Consider the following 18,076-nt stretch of genomic DNA (forward strand, 5'->3'; position numbering starts at 1 on the left):
GGAGGTTTGGGGGAGTCGATGGGAGATGGTGCGCACCCGCTTCCGCTGACGCGCGGGCAGCTTGACATCTGGCTTTCGCAGGAAACGGGCTTCGTCGGCACGGAGTGGCAGCTCGGGCTTTTGATCAAGATCGCGGGTCCGGTTGACCGCGACGCCCTCGGGCGCGCCCTCACCCAGACCGTCGCGGAGGCCGAGGCCGGCCGGGTGTCGTTCTTCGAGGTCGACGGCCAGGTGGTACAGAAGCCGATCGACTACCCGGACGTCGAGCTCGCCTTCCACGACCTGACGTCCCTGCCCGACCCCGTGCAGGAAGCCCGCGCGATGGCGTCGTCGATCCAGCGCACGCCCATGTCATTGAACGGGCAGCTGTTCCAATTCGTGTTATTCCAAACGGGGGTTGACGAGTTTTATTTGTTCGGTTGCTGCCACCACATAGCAATCGACGGATTGGGTATGGCGCTGGTGGCCCGTCGCGTTGCCACAATTTATTCGGCCATGATGGCCGGAAAGCCCATTCCCGATGCGTATTTCGGCTCGGCGCAGGATTTGGTCGACCTGGAGTCAGGATACGAGGCGTCCTCCGACTACCAGGAAGACAAGGCGTACTGGAGCAACAACCTCCCACCGGAGACCGCATGGGTTGACCGGCCGGCCGACCGCGCGAGCGGCAAAGACCACTACTCGCCGTCCGCGTCCGTCCAGTTGGACCCGTCCGTCACCACCCGGATCAAGGAGCTGTCCAAGAGACTGGGTATCCGCCGGTTCTCCGTCACCACCGCGGCGTGCGCGCTGCTGGTGCGCGCCTGGTCCGGGAGCGGCTCCGAGGTGGCGCTCGACTTCCCGGTGAGCCGGCGCGTGCGGCAGGAGTCGAAGACGATTCCCGGGATGTTCGCCGGGGTGGTGCCGCTGGTGCTGAACACCTCGCCCACGGCCACGGTTGCCGACTTCTGCAAACACGTCGACATAAAAATCAGGGAGCTGCTGCACCATCAGCGGTTCCCCGTGCACACCCTGGAGAGCGACGGCCTGAGGCAGGCTGCGAACCGGGTCGGCATCAACTTCCTTCCCATGCGACTGACGCTCGACCTCGCCGGTTCCCCGGCGACGGCGACGTACACCAACCACGGGCCCGTGGGGCACTTCAGCCTGTTCTTCCTCGGCGCCGGTGACCAGCTTTTCCTGAGCACCGCGGGACCGGGGCAGCCCTTCGCCGACTTCGGCGTGGCCGACCTGGCCGCGCGCATGCAGCAGGTGCTGGAGGAGATGACCGCCGACCCCGAGCGGTGGCTGTCCTCGATCGACCTGCTGGCCGCCGACGAGCCGGCCCAGATCGACGAATGGAGCAACCGGGCGGCCCTGACCGAGCCGGTCCCGCCGCCGGTGTCGATCCCGGTGGCGTTCGCCGAACACGTGCGGCGCTCGCCCGATGCCCCGGCGGTCACCTGCTCCGCCAAGTCGCTGACGTACGCCGAACTCGACGAGGCCTCCAACCGGCTGGCGCACCTGCTGGCGGATCACGGCGTCGGCCCGGGTGGATGCGTCGCGGTCATGTTTCCCCGCTGCGCCGAGGCGATCGTGGCCATGCTCGCGGTCCTGAAAACGGGCGCGGCCTACGTGCCGATCGACCCCGCGCACTCCGCGGCCCGTATGGAGTTCGTCCTCTCCGACGCGGCGCCGAGCGCGGTCATCACCACCGCGGACCTGCGTTCGCGGCTGGACGGGCACGACCTGCTGGTCGTCGACGTCCACGACCCGGCCGTCGACGCCCAGCCCAGCACACCGCTCCCCGCGCCCGCCGCGGAGAACATCGCCTACATCATCTACACCTCCGGAACCACCGGAACCCCCAAAGGCGTTGCGATTCCTCATCTCAACGTCACGTGGCTGATCGAATCGCTCGACGCCGGCCTGCCCAAGGGGCAGGTGTGGACGCAATGCCACTCCTCGGCCTTCGACTTCTCGGTCTGGGAGATCTTCGGCGCCCTGCTGCGAGGGCGCCGGTTGCTGGTGGTGCCCGAGTCGGTGGCGAGCTCCCCCGAAGACCTGCACGACCTGCTGGTCGCGGAGAAGGTCAGCGTGCTCACCCAGACCCCGTCCTCGGTCGCGATGGTGCCCGCCGAGGGTCTCGAGTCCACCGCGCTGGTGGTGGCCGGCGAAGCCTGCCCGACCGACGTGGTGGATCGGTGGGCGGCGCCCGGCCGCGTGATGATCGACGCGTACGGCCCGACGGAAACCACGGTGTGCGCGTCCATCAGCAAGCCGCTGACCCCAGGCTCGGCCGTGGTGCCGATCGGGTCACCGATATCCGGCGCGGCGATGTTCGTGCTCGACAAGTGGCTGCAGCCGGTGCCCGTGGGCGTGGTCGGCGAGCTGTATCTGTCGGGCCGCGGCGTCGGGATCGGATACGTGCGCCGCGCCGGCCTGACGGCCTCTAGGTTCGTCGCCAACCCCTTCGGCGGTCCGGGCGCGCGGATGTACCGCACCGGCGATCTGGTCTGCTGGGGCGAAGACGGGCAGCTGCAATACTTCGGCCGCTCCGACGAGCAGGTGAAGATCCGCGGCTACCGCATCGAACTCGGTGAAATCCAATCGGTGCTCAAGGGCCTCGACGGGGTGGACCAGGCCGCCGTGGTCGCCCGCGAGGACCGCCCCGGCGACAAGCGCCTGGTCGGGTACATCACCGGCACGGCCGACCCGGCCGCGATCCGCGCCGCGCTGGCCGACCGCCTGCCGCCGTACATGGTGCCGGCCGCGGTGGTGGTGCTGGAGGCCCTGCCGTTGACCGGCAACGGCAAGCTCGACAAGCGCGCCCTGCCCGCACCCGAATACGCCACCGCCGAATACCGCGCGCCGGAGGACCCGGTCGAGGAGGTCCTGGCCGACATCTACGCCCAGGTGCTGGGCCTGGACCGGGTCGGGGTGGACGCCTCGTTCTTCGACCTCGGCGGCGACAGCATTCTCTCGATGCAGGTAGTGGCCCGGGCGCGCGCGGCCGGCATCCTGTTCCGCCCACGCGACGTGTTCGTCGAGCAGTCGGTGTCCCGGCTGGCCCGGGTGGCCGAGGTGGCGGTCGACGGCGCGGGCGGTGCGGCCGACGACGGCGTCGGGCCGGTGGTCGCCACCCCGATCATGCGGTGGCTGCACACCATCGAGGGCCCGATCGAGCAGTTCAACCAGACCATGGTGGTGCAGGCCCCGGCGGGCGCGACCGAGGCCGACGTGGTGGCGGTGCTGCAGGCGCTGCTGGATCGCCATGCCGCGCTGCGGCTGCGCGCCGACGACGACGGCGCGGGCGGCTGGTCGCTGCAGGTGCCCGAGGTCGGTGCGGTGGACGCGCGCGGCTGCGTGCACGCCGTCGAGACGTTGTCCGACGAGGCGTTGGCGGAGGCGCGGTCGCGGTTGAACCCGGCCGCCGGGCTGATGGTCAGCGCGGCGTGGGCGGAGCCCACGGGTCAGCTGGCGTTGATCATCCACCACCTGGCCGTCGACGGGGTGTCGTGGCGAATCCTGTTGGAAGACTTCAACATTGCCTGGGCCCAGCATCACAGCGGGCAGCCCATCTCATTGATGGCGCCCGGCACGTCGTTCGCCCGGTGGTCGTCGCTGCTCGAGGAATACGCCCACCGGTCCGACGTGGTGGCCCGGGCCGACGAGTGGCGGCAGGTGGCGGCCACCCCGGCCGCGTTGCCGGCGGTGCAACCCGACGCCGACACCTATGTGAACGCCGGTCAGCTGTCGGCCGCGCTGGACGTCGAGACGACCCGGCTGCTGCTCGGTGAGGTGCCCGCCGCGTTCCACGCCGGCGTCGGCGACATCTTGCTGATCGCCTTCGGGCTGGCGTTCGCGGAATTCCTCGGCACCGGTGCGGCGCCGATCGCCATCGACGTGGAAGGCCATGGGCGGCAGGAAGAACTGGCTCCCCGGGTCGACCTGTCGCGCACCGTGGGCTGGTTCACCACCAAGTACCCGGTCGCCCTCAATGGCGGCCGGCTGAACTGGTCGCAGGTGGTGGCCGGCGAGGCCGCGCTGGGGCCGGTGATCAAGGCCGCCAAGGAGCAGCTGCGCGCCCTGCCCGACGGCCTGACCTACGGGCTGCTGCGCTACCTCAACGCCGACGTGGACCTCGACGGGCCGGACCCGGTGATCGGGTTCAACTACCTCGGACGGCTGGGCGCGGGCGCCGACCTCTCCGACGACCTGTGGCGGGTCAGCCCCGACAGCCTGGCCGTGGCGGCCGTGGCCACCGCGGTGCCCATGCCGCTGACGCACACGGTGGAGCTCAACGCCGGCACCATGGACACCGAGGCCGGCCCGCACCTGCAGGCCAACTGGAGTTGGGCGCCTTCGGCGCTCGACGAGGAGCGCGTTAACCGGTTGAGCCGGTTGTGGTTTGAGGCGCTCGCCGGGATCTGCGCCCACGTCCGGGCCGGCGGCGGCGGGTTGACCCCGTCGGACATCGCTCCCGCCCACCTCAGCCAGCAGCAACTCGACGCCCTCTGCCGGCAGGACGGTGTCGCCGACGTGTTGCCGCTGACCCCGGTGCAGCAGGGGTTGCTGTTTCACACCGCCTTCGCGCAGGACACCGACGACCTGTACGCCGTGCAGCTGGGCATCACGATCAGCGGTGCCCTCGACGCGGCGCGGCTGCGCGAGGCGGTCCACACCGCCGTCAAGCGGCACCCCAACCTGGTCGCCCGGTTCACCGAGGACTTCGGCGAGCCCGTGCAGGTCATTCCGGCCGATCCCCAGATGGCGTGGCGCTATGTCGACCTCGACGGCGGCGACGTCGACGAGCAGGTCGAGCGGCTGTGCGCCGACGAGCGCGCCGCGGTGTGCGACCTGGCCGATCAGCCGTCGTTTCGGGCCGCTCTGATCCGCACGGCGCCCGACCGGCACAGGTTCGTGCTGACCATCCACCACATCGTGGTGGACGGCTGGTCGCTGCCCGTCCTGCTGCAGGAGATCTTCGCGAGCTACTACGGGGAGCGGCTACCGGCCGCCCCGTCGTACCGAAGCTTCGTCACCTGGCTGACCCGTCAGGACCGCGCCGACGCACAGGAGGCCTGGGCCCAGGCGCTGGCCGGTTTCGAGACCCCCACCCTGGTGGGTCCGCCCGGACAGATCGGCCGTCGGGGCGTAGCCGCCTTCCACCTGCCCGCCGAGACCACCAAGGCGCTGGGCGAGCTGGCCCGTTCGTGCCGCACCACCATCAGCACCGTGCTGCAGGGCGCGTGGACGCAGCTGCTGACCTGGATGACCGGCCAGCATGACGTGGCCTTCGGCACCGCGGTCTCCGGGCGGCCCACCGAATTGGCCGGCGCGGACGCGATGGTCGGCCTGCTGATCAACACCGTGCCGGTGCGGGCGCGGATCACCGCGACCACCACCGTCGCCGACCTGCTCGACCAACTGCAACGCCTGCACAACGACACCGTCGACTACGAGCACCTGGCGCTGCCCGAGATCCACCGCGTCACCGGCCACGACCAGCTGTTCGACACCCTCTTCCTCTACGAGAACTACCCGATCGACGCGGGCGCGCTGCTGGGCGTCCGCGAGTTGGCCGTCACCGACTTCAGCAGCCGGGAGTACAACCACTACCCGCTGTCGGTGGTGGCCTCGCCGGGTCACGAACTGAGCCTTCGCGTCGAATTCGACACCGAGGTGTTCAACGCCGCCGCCATCGACACGCTGATCGAGCGGTTGCAGCAGGTGATGGTGGCCATGACCGCCGATCCCTCGCGGCGCCTGTCCTCGATCGACCTGCTCGACGCCGCCGAGCAGCACCGGCTCGACGACTGGGGCAACCGGGCGATGCTGGCCGAGCCGGCGCCCAAGCTCCTCTCCATTCCTGAGCTGTTCGCCGCGCAGGCGGCCCGTGCGCCCGAGGCGGTGGCCATCACCGACGGCGACCGGTCGTGGTCCTACGGAGAGGTCGAGGAGTCGGCCAACCGGTTGGCGCACCTGCTGGTCAGCCGCGGCGCCGGGCCGGGGGAGCGGGTCGCGGTGCTGTTCCCGCGCACCGCCGAGGCCGTCGTGGCGATCCTGGCGGTGCTCAAGACCGGGGCGGCCTACCTCCCGGTCGACCCGACGGTGCCCGCGGCGCGCATGGAGTTCGTCCTCGGCGACGCCGCCCCGATTGCCGCGGTCACCACCGCGGACGTGCGGGCGCGGCTGGACGGGTCGAACGTGGACATCATCGACTTCGACGACCCCGCCGTCGCGAGCCAGCCCACCGACGGGCTGCCCGCGCCGTCGCCGGACGACATCGCCTACATCATCTATACGTCCGGAACCACCGGCACCCCCAAAGGTGTGGCGGTGCCGCACCGCAACGTCACCCAGCTGCTGGAGTCCCTGGACGCCCAGCTGGCGCTGGGGCAGGTGTGGACGCAGTGCCACTCGCTGGCCTTCGACTTCTCGGTCTGGGAGATCTTCGGGTCGCTGTTGTACGGCGGCCGGCTGGTGATCGTGCCCGACGCGGTGGTCCGCTCGCCGGAAGAGCTGCACGCCATGCTGGTCCGCGAACAGGTCAGCGTGCTGAGCCAGACGCCGTCGGCGTTCTACGCGTTGCAGACCGCGGATTCCCTGGCGCCGGAGCTGGGCCAGCAGCTGAAGCTGCAGACGGTGGTGTTCGGTGGCGAGGCCCTCGAGCCGCGAAAGCTGGGCAAGTGGATGCACCACCACCCCGGCCTGCCGCGACTGATCAATATGTATGGCATCACCGAAACCACGGTGCACGCCTCGTTCCGGGAGATCGTCGACGGCGACGTCGACAGCAATGCCAGCCCCATCGGCGGGCCGCTGGCGCACCTGGGCTTCTTCGTGCTGGACGGCTGGCTGCGGCCGGTGCCCGAGGGTGTCGTCGGCGAGTTGTATGTGGCCGGCCGCGGGCTCGCGTATGGATACGTGGGCCGGTCGGGGCTGTGTGCGACGCGGTTCGTGGCGTGCCCGTTCGGCGCGGCCGGCGCGCGGATGTATCGGACCGGGGACCTGGTGCGCTGGGGCGCCGACGGCCAGCTGCAGTACCTGGGGCGGGCCGACGAGCAGGTCAAGATCCGCGGATACCGCATCGAGCTCGGCGAGGTCCATGCGGCCCTGGTCGCGCTGGACGGGGTCAACGAGGCGGCGGTGATCGCCCGCGAGGACCGTCCGGGCGACAAGCGGCTGGTGGGCTACGTGACGGGCACCGCCGACCCGGCCGAGATCCGCAACCGGCTCGGCGAGCGGCTGCCGACCTACATGGTGCCCACCGCCGTGGTGGTGCTCGAGACGCTGCCGCTGACGGTCAACGGCAAACTCGACACCCGCGCGCTGCCCGCACCGGAATACTCCGACGCCGACCACTACCGCGCCCCGAGCACGGCCATCGAGGAGATCCTGGCCGGGATCTACGCCCAGGTGTTGGGGGTCGAGCGCGTCGGCGTCGACGACTCGTTCTTCGACCTCGGCGGGGACAGCATCCTGTCGATGCAGGTCGTCGCCCGGGCCCGGGCGGCCGGTGTGGTCTGCCGGCCGCGCGACGTCTTCGTCGAGCAGACGGTGGCCCGGCTGGCCCGGGTGGCCGGACTGGCCTCCGACGACGACGTGGTCGACGAGGGCATCGGCCCGGTCGTCGCGACCCCGATCATGCGCTGGCTGCACAGCGTCGACGGTCCGGTCGAGCAGTTCAACCAGACCATGGTGGTGCAGGCCCCGGCCGGGGTGAGCGAGGCCGACGTGGTGTTGGTGCTGCAGGCTTTGCTGGATCGGCACGCCATGCTGCGCCTGCGCGTCGACGACGACGGCGCGGGGGACTGGTCGTTGCGGGTGCCCGAGGTCGGCGCGGTGGACGCCGCGGGGTGCGTGCACACCGTGGAGGCGCTGTCCGACGCGGCCCTGGCAACGGCACGCTCGCAGCTGAACCCGGCCAGCGGCGCCATGCTGCGGGCGGTGTGGGTCCCCTCCACCGGCCAGCTGGCGTTGGTCATTCACCACCTGGCCGTCGACGGGGTGTCGTGGCGAATCCTGTTGGAAGACTTGAATATTGCCTGGGCCCAGCACCACAGCGGGCAGCCGGTGGCGTTGCCGGTGGGCGGCATGTCGTTCGCCCGGTGGTCGTCGCTGCTGGCGGAGCACGCGCGCCGGCCGGAGGTCGTCGAGACCGCCGAGGCGTGGCGCCAGATCGCGTCGACGCCGGCGCCACTGCCGGCGGTGGCGCCCGACATCGACACCTACGTCAGCGCGGGACAGCTGTCGGTGGCGCTGGACGCCGACACCACTCGGTTGTTGCTGGGCGAGGTGCCCGCGGCGTTCCACGCCGGGGTGCAGGACATCCTGTTGATCGCGTTCGGGTTGGCCTGGGCGCAGTTCGTGGGCACCGGCGCGCCGATCGGTATCGACGTCGAGGGCCACGGCCGCCACGAGGAGCTGGGGCCGACCGTGGACCTGTCCCGCACGGTGGGGTGGTTCACCACCAAGTACCCGGTCGCGCTGAAGGTCGGCGGGCTGTCCTGGGGACAGGTCGTCGCCGGTGAGGCGGAGCTGGGGGCGCTGGTCAAGGACGCCAAGGAGCAGTTGCGCGCCCTGCCGGACGCGCTGAGCTACGGGCTGCTGCGCTACCTGAATCCGGACGTGGACATGGAGGCCTCGGACCCGGTGATCGGGTTCAACTACCTCGGCCGGCTGGGCGGCGCCGCCGAGCTCACCAGCGACTTCTGGCGGCTCGACCAGGACAGCCTGGCGTCGGCCGGCGCGGCGACGGCGGTGCCCATGCCGTTGCCGCACACCGTCGAGCTCAACGCCGGCACCCTGGACACCGCCGGCGGCCCGCTGTTGCAGGCCAACTGGACCTGGGCGCGCTCGGCGCTCGACGAGGTCCAGGTCGGCCGCCTGAGCGAGTTGTGGTTCGACGCCCTGAGCGGCATCTGCAGCCACGTCCGCAGCGGTGGCGGCGGGCTCACCCCGTCCGACCTCGCCCCCGCCCGGCTGACCCAGCGCGACATCGACGAGCTGTGCCAGCGCTACCCGGTCGCCGACGTGTTGCCGTTGACCCCGCTGCAGCAGGGCCTGCTGTTCCACACCGGCACCGCGCACGGCAGTGACGACCTCTACGCGGTGCAGCTCGACATCAGCGTCAGCGGCGCCCTCGACCCGCACCGGTTGAGCGACGCGGTGCATACCGCGATCAAGCGGCATCCCAACGTGGTGGCCCACTTCATCGAAGACTTCGGCGAGCCCGTGCAGGTGCTCTCCGCCGACCCCGCGCTGGCGTGGCGGTACGTCGAACTCGACGCCGAAGACCTCGAGCCCGAAGAGCAGATCCAGCAGCTGTGCGCCGCCGAGCGGGCCGCGGTGTGCGACCTGGCGGAGCGCCCGCCGTTCCGGGCCGCGCTGATCCGCACCGCCGACAACCGGCACCGCTTCGTGCTGACCAACCACCACATTGTGCTCGATGGCTGGTCGAAGCCGATCCTGCTGCAGGAGATCTTCGCCGCCTACTACGGCGTGCCGCTCCCCGCCCCGGTGCCCTACCGCAAGTTCGTCGACTGGCTGGCTGTGCAGGACCGCGGCGCCGCCCAGGCCGCGTGGCGGCGGGTGCTGGCCGGCTTCGACACCCCCACGCTGGTCGGGCCGCCCGGCCGGATGAGCCTCGGGCCGCGGGCCGTCTCCTCGTTCCAGATGTCCGCGGAGACCACGCGGGCGCTCGGCGAGCTCGCCCGGTCGTGCCACACCACCGTCAGCACCGTGCTGCAGGGCGCCTGGGCGCAGCTGCTGATGTGGCTGACCGGCCAGCACGATGTGACCTTCGGCACAGCGGTGTCGGGACGGCCGACCGATCTGGCCGGCGCGGACCAGATGGTGGGACTGCTGATCAACACGGTGCCGGTGCGGGCGACGATCGGCGCCGAAACCACCATCGCCGACCTGCTCAACCAGCTACAAAGCGCCTACAACGACACGCTGGAACACCAGCATTTGGCACTGAACGAAATCCATCGTGTAACGGGACACGACCAATTATTCGACACCATGTTCGTGTACGAGAACTATCCGATCGACACCGCCGCGTTGTCGGCCGTCGACGAGCTGGCGATTGATGGTTTTACCAACCGGGAATTCAACCACTACCCCCTCTCGGTGCAGGCCGTTCCGGGTCACGAACTAGGTCTTCGCGTCGAATTCGATACAGAAGTCTTCGACACGGGCAGAATCGAGAGGTTGGTCGAACGGTTCCGGCGCGTGCTGGAGGCCATGACCGCAGATCTGGAGGAGCAGGCATGACCGTCGGCGCGGGGCGGCGATTGTTGTCGATCGACTTGCTGGATGGCGGCGAGCACGATCGCCTCGACGAGTGGGGTAACCGGGCGGTACTGACCGCGCCGGTGATGGGGGCTGCGTCGATCCCGGCATTGTTCGCGAAGCAGGTCGCGCGTGTCCCCGAGGCGCCGGCGCTGACGTTCGAGGGCCGCTCGCTGACGTATCAGGAACTCGACGAGGCCGCGAACCGGCTCGCGCACCTGCTGGCCGATCACGGGGCGCGCCCGGGTGCGTGCGTGGCGCTGCTGCAGTCGCGGTCGGCCCAGGCGATCGTGTCGATCCTGGCGGTGCTCAAGACGGGGGCGGCCTACCTGCCGATCGACCCGGCGGTCCCGGCCGCACGGATGGAGTTCATGCTCGGCGACGCGGCGCCGGTCGCCGCGGTCACCACGGCCGAGCTGCGGTCGCGGCTGGACGGGTTCGACTTACTGGTCGTCGAGGTCGACGACCCGGCGGTGGCCGAACAGCCCACGTCGGGGCTGCCGGGCCCGGCCCCCGAGGACATCGCCTACATGATCTACACCTCGGGCACGACCGGAACGCCCAAGGGCGTCGCGGTCACCCACCAGAACGTCACCCAGTTGCTCAAGAAGCTGCCCGCCGACCTGCCGGAGGCCGGTGTCTGGTCGCAATGGCATTCGCTGGTGTTCGACGTGTCGGTGTGGGAGATCTGGGGTCCGCTGTTGCACGGCGGGCGCCTGGTCGTGGTGCCCGAGTCGGTCGCCGGCTCCCCGGACGACTTGCACGCGCTGCTGGTCGCCGAGAAGGTCACCGTGTTGTGCCAGACCCCGTCGGCGGTGGGGATGCTGTCGCCGGACGGGCTGGACTCGACGGCGCTGATCGTGGCGGGCGAGGCCTGCCCGGCCGAGGTGGTGGACCGCTGGGCGCCGGGGCGCGTGATGATCAACGCCTACGGCCCGACCGAGGGCACGGTGTACGCATCGATGAGCGCGCCGCTGAGCGCCGAATCGGGGGCGCCGACGATCGGCTCGCCCGTGCCGGGGGCGGCGCTGTTCGTGCTGGACAAGTGGCTGCGCCCGGCGCCCGAGGGCGTCGTCGGCGAGCTGTACATCGCCGGTCGCGGCGTGGCCTCCGGGTATGTGCGCCGGGCGGGTCTGACGGCGTCGCGCTTCATCGCGTGCCCGTTCGGAGCGCCGGGGACGCGGATGTACCGGACCGGCGACCTGGTGCGCTGGGGCGTCGACGGCCAGCTGCAATACCTGGGACGCGCCGACGAGCAGGTCAAGATTCGCGGCTACCGCATCGAGCTCGGCGAAATCCAGACGGCGCTCGCGGGGCTGGACGGGGTCGAGCAGGCGGCGGTGATCGCCCGCGAGGACCGCCCCGGCGACAAGCGGCTGGTCGGCTACATCACCGGCACCGCCGACCCGGCCGAGGTCCGCGCCCGGCTCGGTGAGCGGCTGCCCGGCTACATGGTGCCCGCCGCGGTCGTGGTGCTGGACGCGCTGCCGCTGACCGTCAACGGCAAGCTCGACAAGCGGGCCCTGCCCGCCCCCGAGTACCAGAAGACCAACGGCGAATACCGCGCCCCCACCACGGCCGTCGAGGAGACCCTGGCCGCCATCTACGCCCAGGTCCTCGGGCTGGAGCGGGTGGGCGTCGACGACTCGTTCTTCGACCTCGGCGGCGACAGCATCCTGTCCATGCAGGTGGTGGCCCGCGCCCGCGCCGCCGGCGTGGTGTGCCGCCCGCGCGACGTCTTCGTCGAGCAGACCGTGGCCCGGCTGGCCCGGGTCGCCGGCGTGGCCTCCGACGACGACGTGGTCGACGAGGGCACCGGCCCGGTGGTCGCCACCCCGATCATGCGCTGGCTCCAGCAGGTCGACGGCCCCACCGACCAGTTCAACCAGACCATGGTCGTGCAGGCCCCCGCCGGCGTCACCCGCGACGACGTCCAGGTGGTGCTGCAGTCGCTGCTGGACCGGCACGCCACCCTGCGCATGCGCGTCGACGACGACGGCGCCGGCGGCTGGTCGCTGCACGTGCCCGAGGTGGGTGCGGTCGAGGCGGACTCGTGCATGCACACCGTGGACGCGCTGTCCGACGCGACGCTGGTGGCGGCGCGCTCGCAGCTGAACCCCGCGGCGGGGATCATGCTGCGCGCCGTGTGGGCCGAATCGACGGCCCAGTTGGCGCTGATGATCCACCACCTGGCCGTCGACGGCGTGTCGTGGCGAATCCTGTTGGAAGACTTGAACATTGCCTGGGCCCAGCACCACAGCGGCCAGCCGGTGGCACTGCCCACGGGCGGGACGTCCTTCGCCCGGTGGTCGGCCATGCTGGAGGAGCACGCCCAGCGCCCCGAGGTCGTCGCCCAGGCCGAGGCCTGGCGGCAGGTCGCGGCGACCCCGGCGCTGTTGCCCGCGGTGCGCCCCGACGTCGACACCTACGAGACGGCCAAGCAGCTGTCGGTGTCGCTGGACGTCGATACCACCCGGATGCTGCTGGGCGAGGTCCCCGCGGCATTCCACGCCGGGGTGCAGGACATCCTGCTCATCGCGTTCGGGTTGGCCTGGGCGCGTTTCGTCGGCACCGGCGCCCCGATCGGCATCGACGTCGAGGGCCACGGCCGCCACGAGGAGCTGGGCCCGCACGTCGACCTGTCCCGCACCGTGGGCTGGTTCACCACCAAGTACCCGGTCGCGCTGACCGTCGGCGAGCTGGACTGGACCCAGGTGATGGCCGGCGACCCCGCGCTCGGCTTGCTGGTCAAGAAGGCCAAGGAACAGCTGCGCGCGCTGCCCGACCCGTTGACCTACGGCTTGCTGCGGTACGTCAACACCGAGGTCGACCTGGACGGGTCGGACCCGGTGATCGGGTTCAACTACCTGGGCCGGCTGGGTGCGGCGGCGGATCTGCCCGGCGAGATGTGGCGCATCAGCCAGGACAGCCTGTCGTTCACCGGCGCCGCCAGCGCGGCGCTGCCCATGCCGTTGATGCACACCGTCGACCTCAACGCCGGAACCATGGACACCGAGGCCGGCCCGCACCTGCAGGCCAACTGGACGTGGGCGCCCTCGGCGCTGGACCACCAGCAGGTCAGCCGGCTGAGCCAGTTGTGGTTCGAGGCCCTCGCCGGGATCTGCGCGCACGTGCGCAGCGGCGGTGGCGGGCTGACCCCGTCGGACGTCGCCCCCGCCCGGCTGACCCAGCAGCAGCTCGACGACCTCTGCCAGCAGTACACCGTCGCCGACGTCTTGCCGTTGACCCCGCTGCAGCAGGGGCTGCTCTTCCATGCCAGCTTCGCGCACGACCCCGGCGACGACGTGTACGCGGTGCAGCTCGGGATCACCGTCACCGGTGACCTCGACGCGCACCGGTTGCGCGAGGCCGTCCACACCGTCGTCGACCGGCATCCCAACCTGGCGGCCCGGTTCTGCCCCCAGTTCGGCGAGCCCGTGCAGGTCATACCGGCCGACCCCGTGATGGCGTGGCGCTACGTCCAGCTCGGGGCCGAAGACCTGGACCCGGACGAGAAGATCGAACAGCTCTGCGCCGCCGAACGCGGGGCGGTCAGCGATCTGGCCAACCGGCCCGCCTTCCGGGCCGCGCTGATCCGCACCGCCGACAACCGGCACCGGTTCGTGCTGACCAACCACCACATCGTGATGGACGGCTGGTCGCTGCCGATCATGCTGCGGGAGATCCTGACCAGCTATTACGGGGAGCGGTTGCCCGCGCCCGCGTCCTACCGCAGCTACCTGACCTGGCTCGCGGCCCAGGACCGCACGGCCGCCCGGGCCGCGTGGGCCGAGGTGCTGGCCGGGTTCGACACCCCCACCTTGGTCGGTCCGCCGGCCCGGCTGGGCCTCGGGCGGCGCGGCGTCGAGTCGTACCGGCTGCCCGCGGAGACGACGCGGGCGCTGGGCGAGCTGGCCCGCTCGTGCCACACGACCATCAACACCGTCCTGCAGGCGGCCTGGGCGCAGCTGCTGATGCGGCTGACCGGCCAGCACGACGTGGCCTTCGGCACCGCGGTCTCCGGCCGGCCGGCCGATCTGGCCGGCGCCGAGTCGATGGTGGGCTTGTTGATCAACACGGTGCCGGTGCGCGCGCACGTCAGCGCGGGCACCACGGTGTCCGAGCTGCTGCAACAGCTGCAGCGCGCCCACAACGACACGATCGAGCACGAGCACCTGGCGCTGAACGAGATACACCGCGTTACCGGCCACGACCAGCTGTTCGACACGCTGTTCCTGTACGAGAACTACCCGATCGACACCAGCGTGCCGCTGGGCTTCCACGAGCTCGCGATCACCGACGTCACCAACCGCGAATACAACCACTACCCGCTCTCGGTGATGGCGCTTCCGGGCCGTGAACTCGGCCTGCGCGTCGAGTTCGACACCAGCGTGTTCGACACCGCCGGGATCGAGTCGCTGATCGAGCGATTCCAGCGGGTGTTGGGGGCCATGACCGCCGACACCAGCCAGCGGCTCTCGGCCATGGATGTGCTGGATGGCGACGAGCGTGCCCGCCTCGACGAGTGGGGCAACCGAGCGGTGCTGACCGCGCCGGTGCGGGCGGCGAAGTCGATCCCGGCGTTGTTCGCCAGGCAGGTGGCCCGCGTTCCCGAGGCGGTGGCGCTGACGTTCGAGGGCCGCTCGATGACCTACCGCGAGCTCGATGAGGCGGCCAACCGGTTGGCCCACCTGCTCGCCGAGCACGGCGCGGGCCCGGGCCACAGCGTCGCCCTGCTGTTCTCCCGGTCGGCCGAGGCGATTGTGTCGATCCTGGCCGTGCTCAAGACCGGGGCGGCGTACCTGCCGATCGACCCTGCTGTCCCGGCGGCGCGGATCGAGTTCGTGCTCGCCGACGCTGCGCCGGTCGCCGCCCTCACGACCGCCGACTTGCGGTCGCGGCTGGAGGGTTCCGACCTGCTGGTCATCGACGTCGACGACCCGTCGATCGGCGACCAGCCCGCCACGCCGTTGCCGGCACCGTCGCCGCAGGACATCGCGTACCTGATCTACACGTCCGGCACCACAGGTGTCCCGAAGGGTGTTGCGGTCACGCACCACAACGCCACCCAACTGCTGGAGAGACTGCACGCCGACCTGCCGGACCCGGGCGTCTGGGCGCAGTGGCACTCCCTGGTCTTCGACGTCTCGGTCCACGAGATCTTCGGCGCGCTGCTGCACGGCGGGCGGCTGGTCGTGGTGCCCGAGGCCGTCGCCGGCTCCCCGAAGGACCTGCACGCCTTGCTGGTCGAGGAGAACGTGACGGTGCTCAGCCAGACCCCGTCGGCGGTGGGAATGCTCTCGCCGGAGGGGCTGGAATCGACCGCGCTGGTGGTCGCCGGCGAGGCCTGCCCACCCGAGGTGGTGGACCGGTGGGCGCCGGGCCGCGTCATGATCAACGCCTACGGCCCGACCGAGGGCACGGTGTACGCGGCGATGAGCGCGCCGCTGACCGCGGAGACGGGAGCCCCGATCGGCGCCCCGGTGCCGGGGGCGGCGCTGTTCGTGCTGGACAAGTGGCTGCGCCCGGCCCCGCAGGGCGTCGTCGGCGAGCTGTACATCGCCGGCCGCGGTGTGGCCGCCGGCTATGCGCGCCGCGCGGGCCTGACGGCCTCGCGGTTTGTGGCCTGCCCGTTCGGTGCGCCCGGACAACGGATGTATCGCACCGGCGACCTGGTGCGCTGGGGCGTCGACGGCCAACTGCAGTACCTGGGCCGGGTCGACGAGCAGGTCAAGATCCGCGGCTACCGCATCGAGCTCGGCGAAATCCAGGCCGCGCTGGCCGGTTTGGACGGGGTGGAGCAGGCCGCGGTGATCGCCCGCGAGGACCGGCCCGGCGACAAGCGGCTGGTGGGCTACATCACCGGCACCGCCGACCCGGCCGAGATCCGGACCCGGTTGGGCGACCGGCTGCCGGGCTACATGGTGCCCGTTGCGATCGTGGTGCTGGACGCGCTGCCGCTGACGGTCAACGGCAAGCTCGACAAGCGGGCCCTGCCCGCACCCGAGTACCAGAAGACCGCCGGTGAATACCGGGCCCCGGCCACCCCGCTGGAAGAGACCCTGGCCGAAATCTTCGCCGAAGTCCTTGGGCTGCAGCGGGTTTCGGTCGAGGACTCCTTCTTCGACCTCGGCGGCGATTCGCTCTCCGCGATGCGGGTGATCGCCGAGATCAACACGGCCCTCGACGCCAACCTCTCGGTGCGCACCCTGTTCGAAGCGCAGTCGGTGCGACGCCTCGGCCAACGGGCGGAGCGCGACGCCAGCGGTGCGGACGAAGACGAGGGTGGCGCGGCCAGCTTCGCCTCGGTGCACGGCCGCGACGCGACCCAGGTGTACGCCAGTGATCTGACGTTGGACAAGTTCATCGATGCCGCGACGCTGAGCGCCGCGCCGTCGTTGCCGGGCCCGGGTCCGGAGGTTCGGACGGTCCTGTTGACCGGGGCGACGGGCTTTTTGGGGCGTTATCTTCTGCTGCAGTGGCTCGAGCAGCTGGAGCTGGTCGACGGCAAGTTGATCTGTCTGGTGCGGGCCGGCTCTGACGAGGAGGCGCGCCAGCGGCTGGAGAAGACCTTCGACAGCGGTGACCCGAAGTTGTTGCGGTACTTCCAGGAGCTGGCCGCCGACCACCTCGAGGTCGTGGCCGGCGACAAGGGCGCGGCGAACCTCGGCCTGGACGAGCCGACGTGGCAGCGGTTGGCCGACACCGTGGATCTGATCGTCGACTCGGCGGCTCTGGTCAACGGCGTGCTGCCCTACAGCGAGCTGTTCGGTCCGAACGTCGCCGGCACCGCCGAACTGATCCGGGTGGCGCTGACGACCAAGCTGAAGCCGTACGCCTACGTGTCGACCTCCGATGTGGGCCGCCAGATCGACCCCGCGGCGTTCACCGAGGACGCCGACATCCGGGTCATCAGCCCCATTCGCAAGATCGACGGCAGCTACGCCAACGGCTACGGCAACAGTAAGTGGGCCGGCGAGGTGCTGCTGCGGGAAGCCCATGACCTGTGCGGGCTGCCGGTCTCGGTGTTCCGATCCGACATGATCCTGTCCGACACCAGCTACGCCGGCCAGTTCAACCTGTCGGACATGTTCACCCGGATGGTGCTGAGCCTGGTGGCCACCGGCATCGCGCCGCGCTCGTTCTATCAGCTCGACGCCCAGGGCAACCGGCAACGTGCGCACTTCGACGCGCTGCCGGTGGAGTTCGTGGCCGAGGCGATCACCACGCTGGGCACCCAGGTGGTGGAGGGGTTCGAGACGTATCACGTGATGAACCCCCACGACGACGGCGTCGGCATCGACGAGTACGTCGACTGGCTGATCGAGGCCGGCTACCCGATCGAGCGGGTCGACGACTTCGGCGAGTGGCTGCAACGCTTCGAGGCCGCACTGCGCGAGTTGCCGGAACACCAGCGCAAGCACTCGGTACTGCAGATGTTGCAGGTCCCGGGCTACAACCAGCTGCAAGCGCCGGAGCCGGCCAGCGGGTCATTCGCCCCGGCCGACCGGTTCCGCGCGGCGGTGCAGGAAGCCAAGATCGGCGCCGACAACGACATCCCGCACATCTCGCCGCCGGTGATCGTCAAGTACGTCACCGACCTGCAGCTGCTGGGCCTGCTCTAACGCGCACGCGATTTGGGACGGTCCCGCGGGGACCGTCCCGAGTCGCGTAGTCGGTTTCCGAGGTCGAAACATTCCTTCCGTATCTTTTGCGATCTCTTACAGGAGTCACTGACAGGTTGCTGGGACTTTTTCGAAACCTCTAGCGCAACCCTCCCGCCGTCGACTAACCT

Annotated in this window: 2 protein-coding genes; both read left to right on the plus strand. The window is 70.6% G+C overall.

Annotated features, from left to right (window positions below):
* The first annotated feature begins 18 nt into the window (after positions 1-18).
* Positions 19-10,263 carry an amino acid adenylation domain-containing protein gene (locus G6N51_RS01535; RefSeq protein ID WP_083173566.1) on the plus strand — a complete coding sequence of 3,415 codons (10,245 nt, stop codon included), beginning with the start codon at positions 19-21 and terminating at the stop codon, positions 10,261-10,263.
* The gene (locus G6N51_RS01540; protein WP_083173559.1) at positions 10,260-17,906 is read left to right on the plus strand and encodes an amino acid adenylation domain-containing protein; all 7,647 of its coding nucleotides are present in this window, start codon (positions 10,260-10,262) and stop codon (positions 17,904-17,906) included. Before G6N51_RS01535 ends, G6N51_RS01540 begins: the two co-directional genes overlap by 4 nt.
* Positions 17,907-18,076: the final 170 nt, after the last annotated feature.

This window comes from Mycobacterium paraseoulense (assembly GCF_010731655.1).
GTDB classification, from domain to species: Bacteria; Actinomycetota; Actinomycetes; order Mycobacteriales; family Mycobacteriaceae; genus Mycobacterium; species Mycobacterium paraseoulense.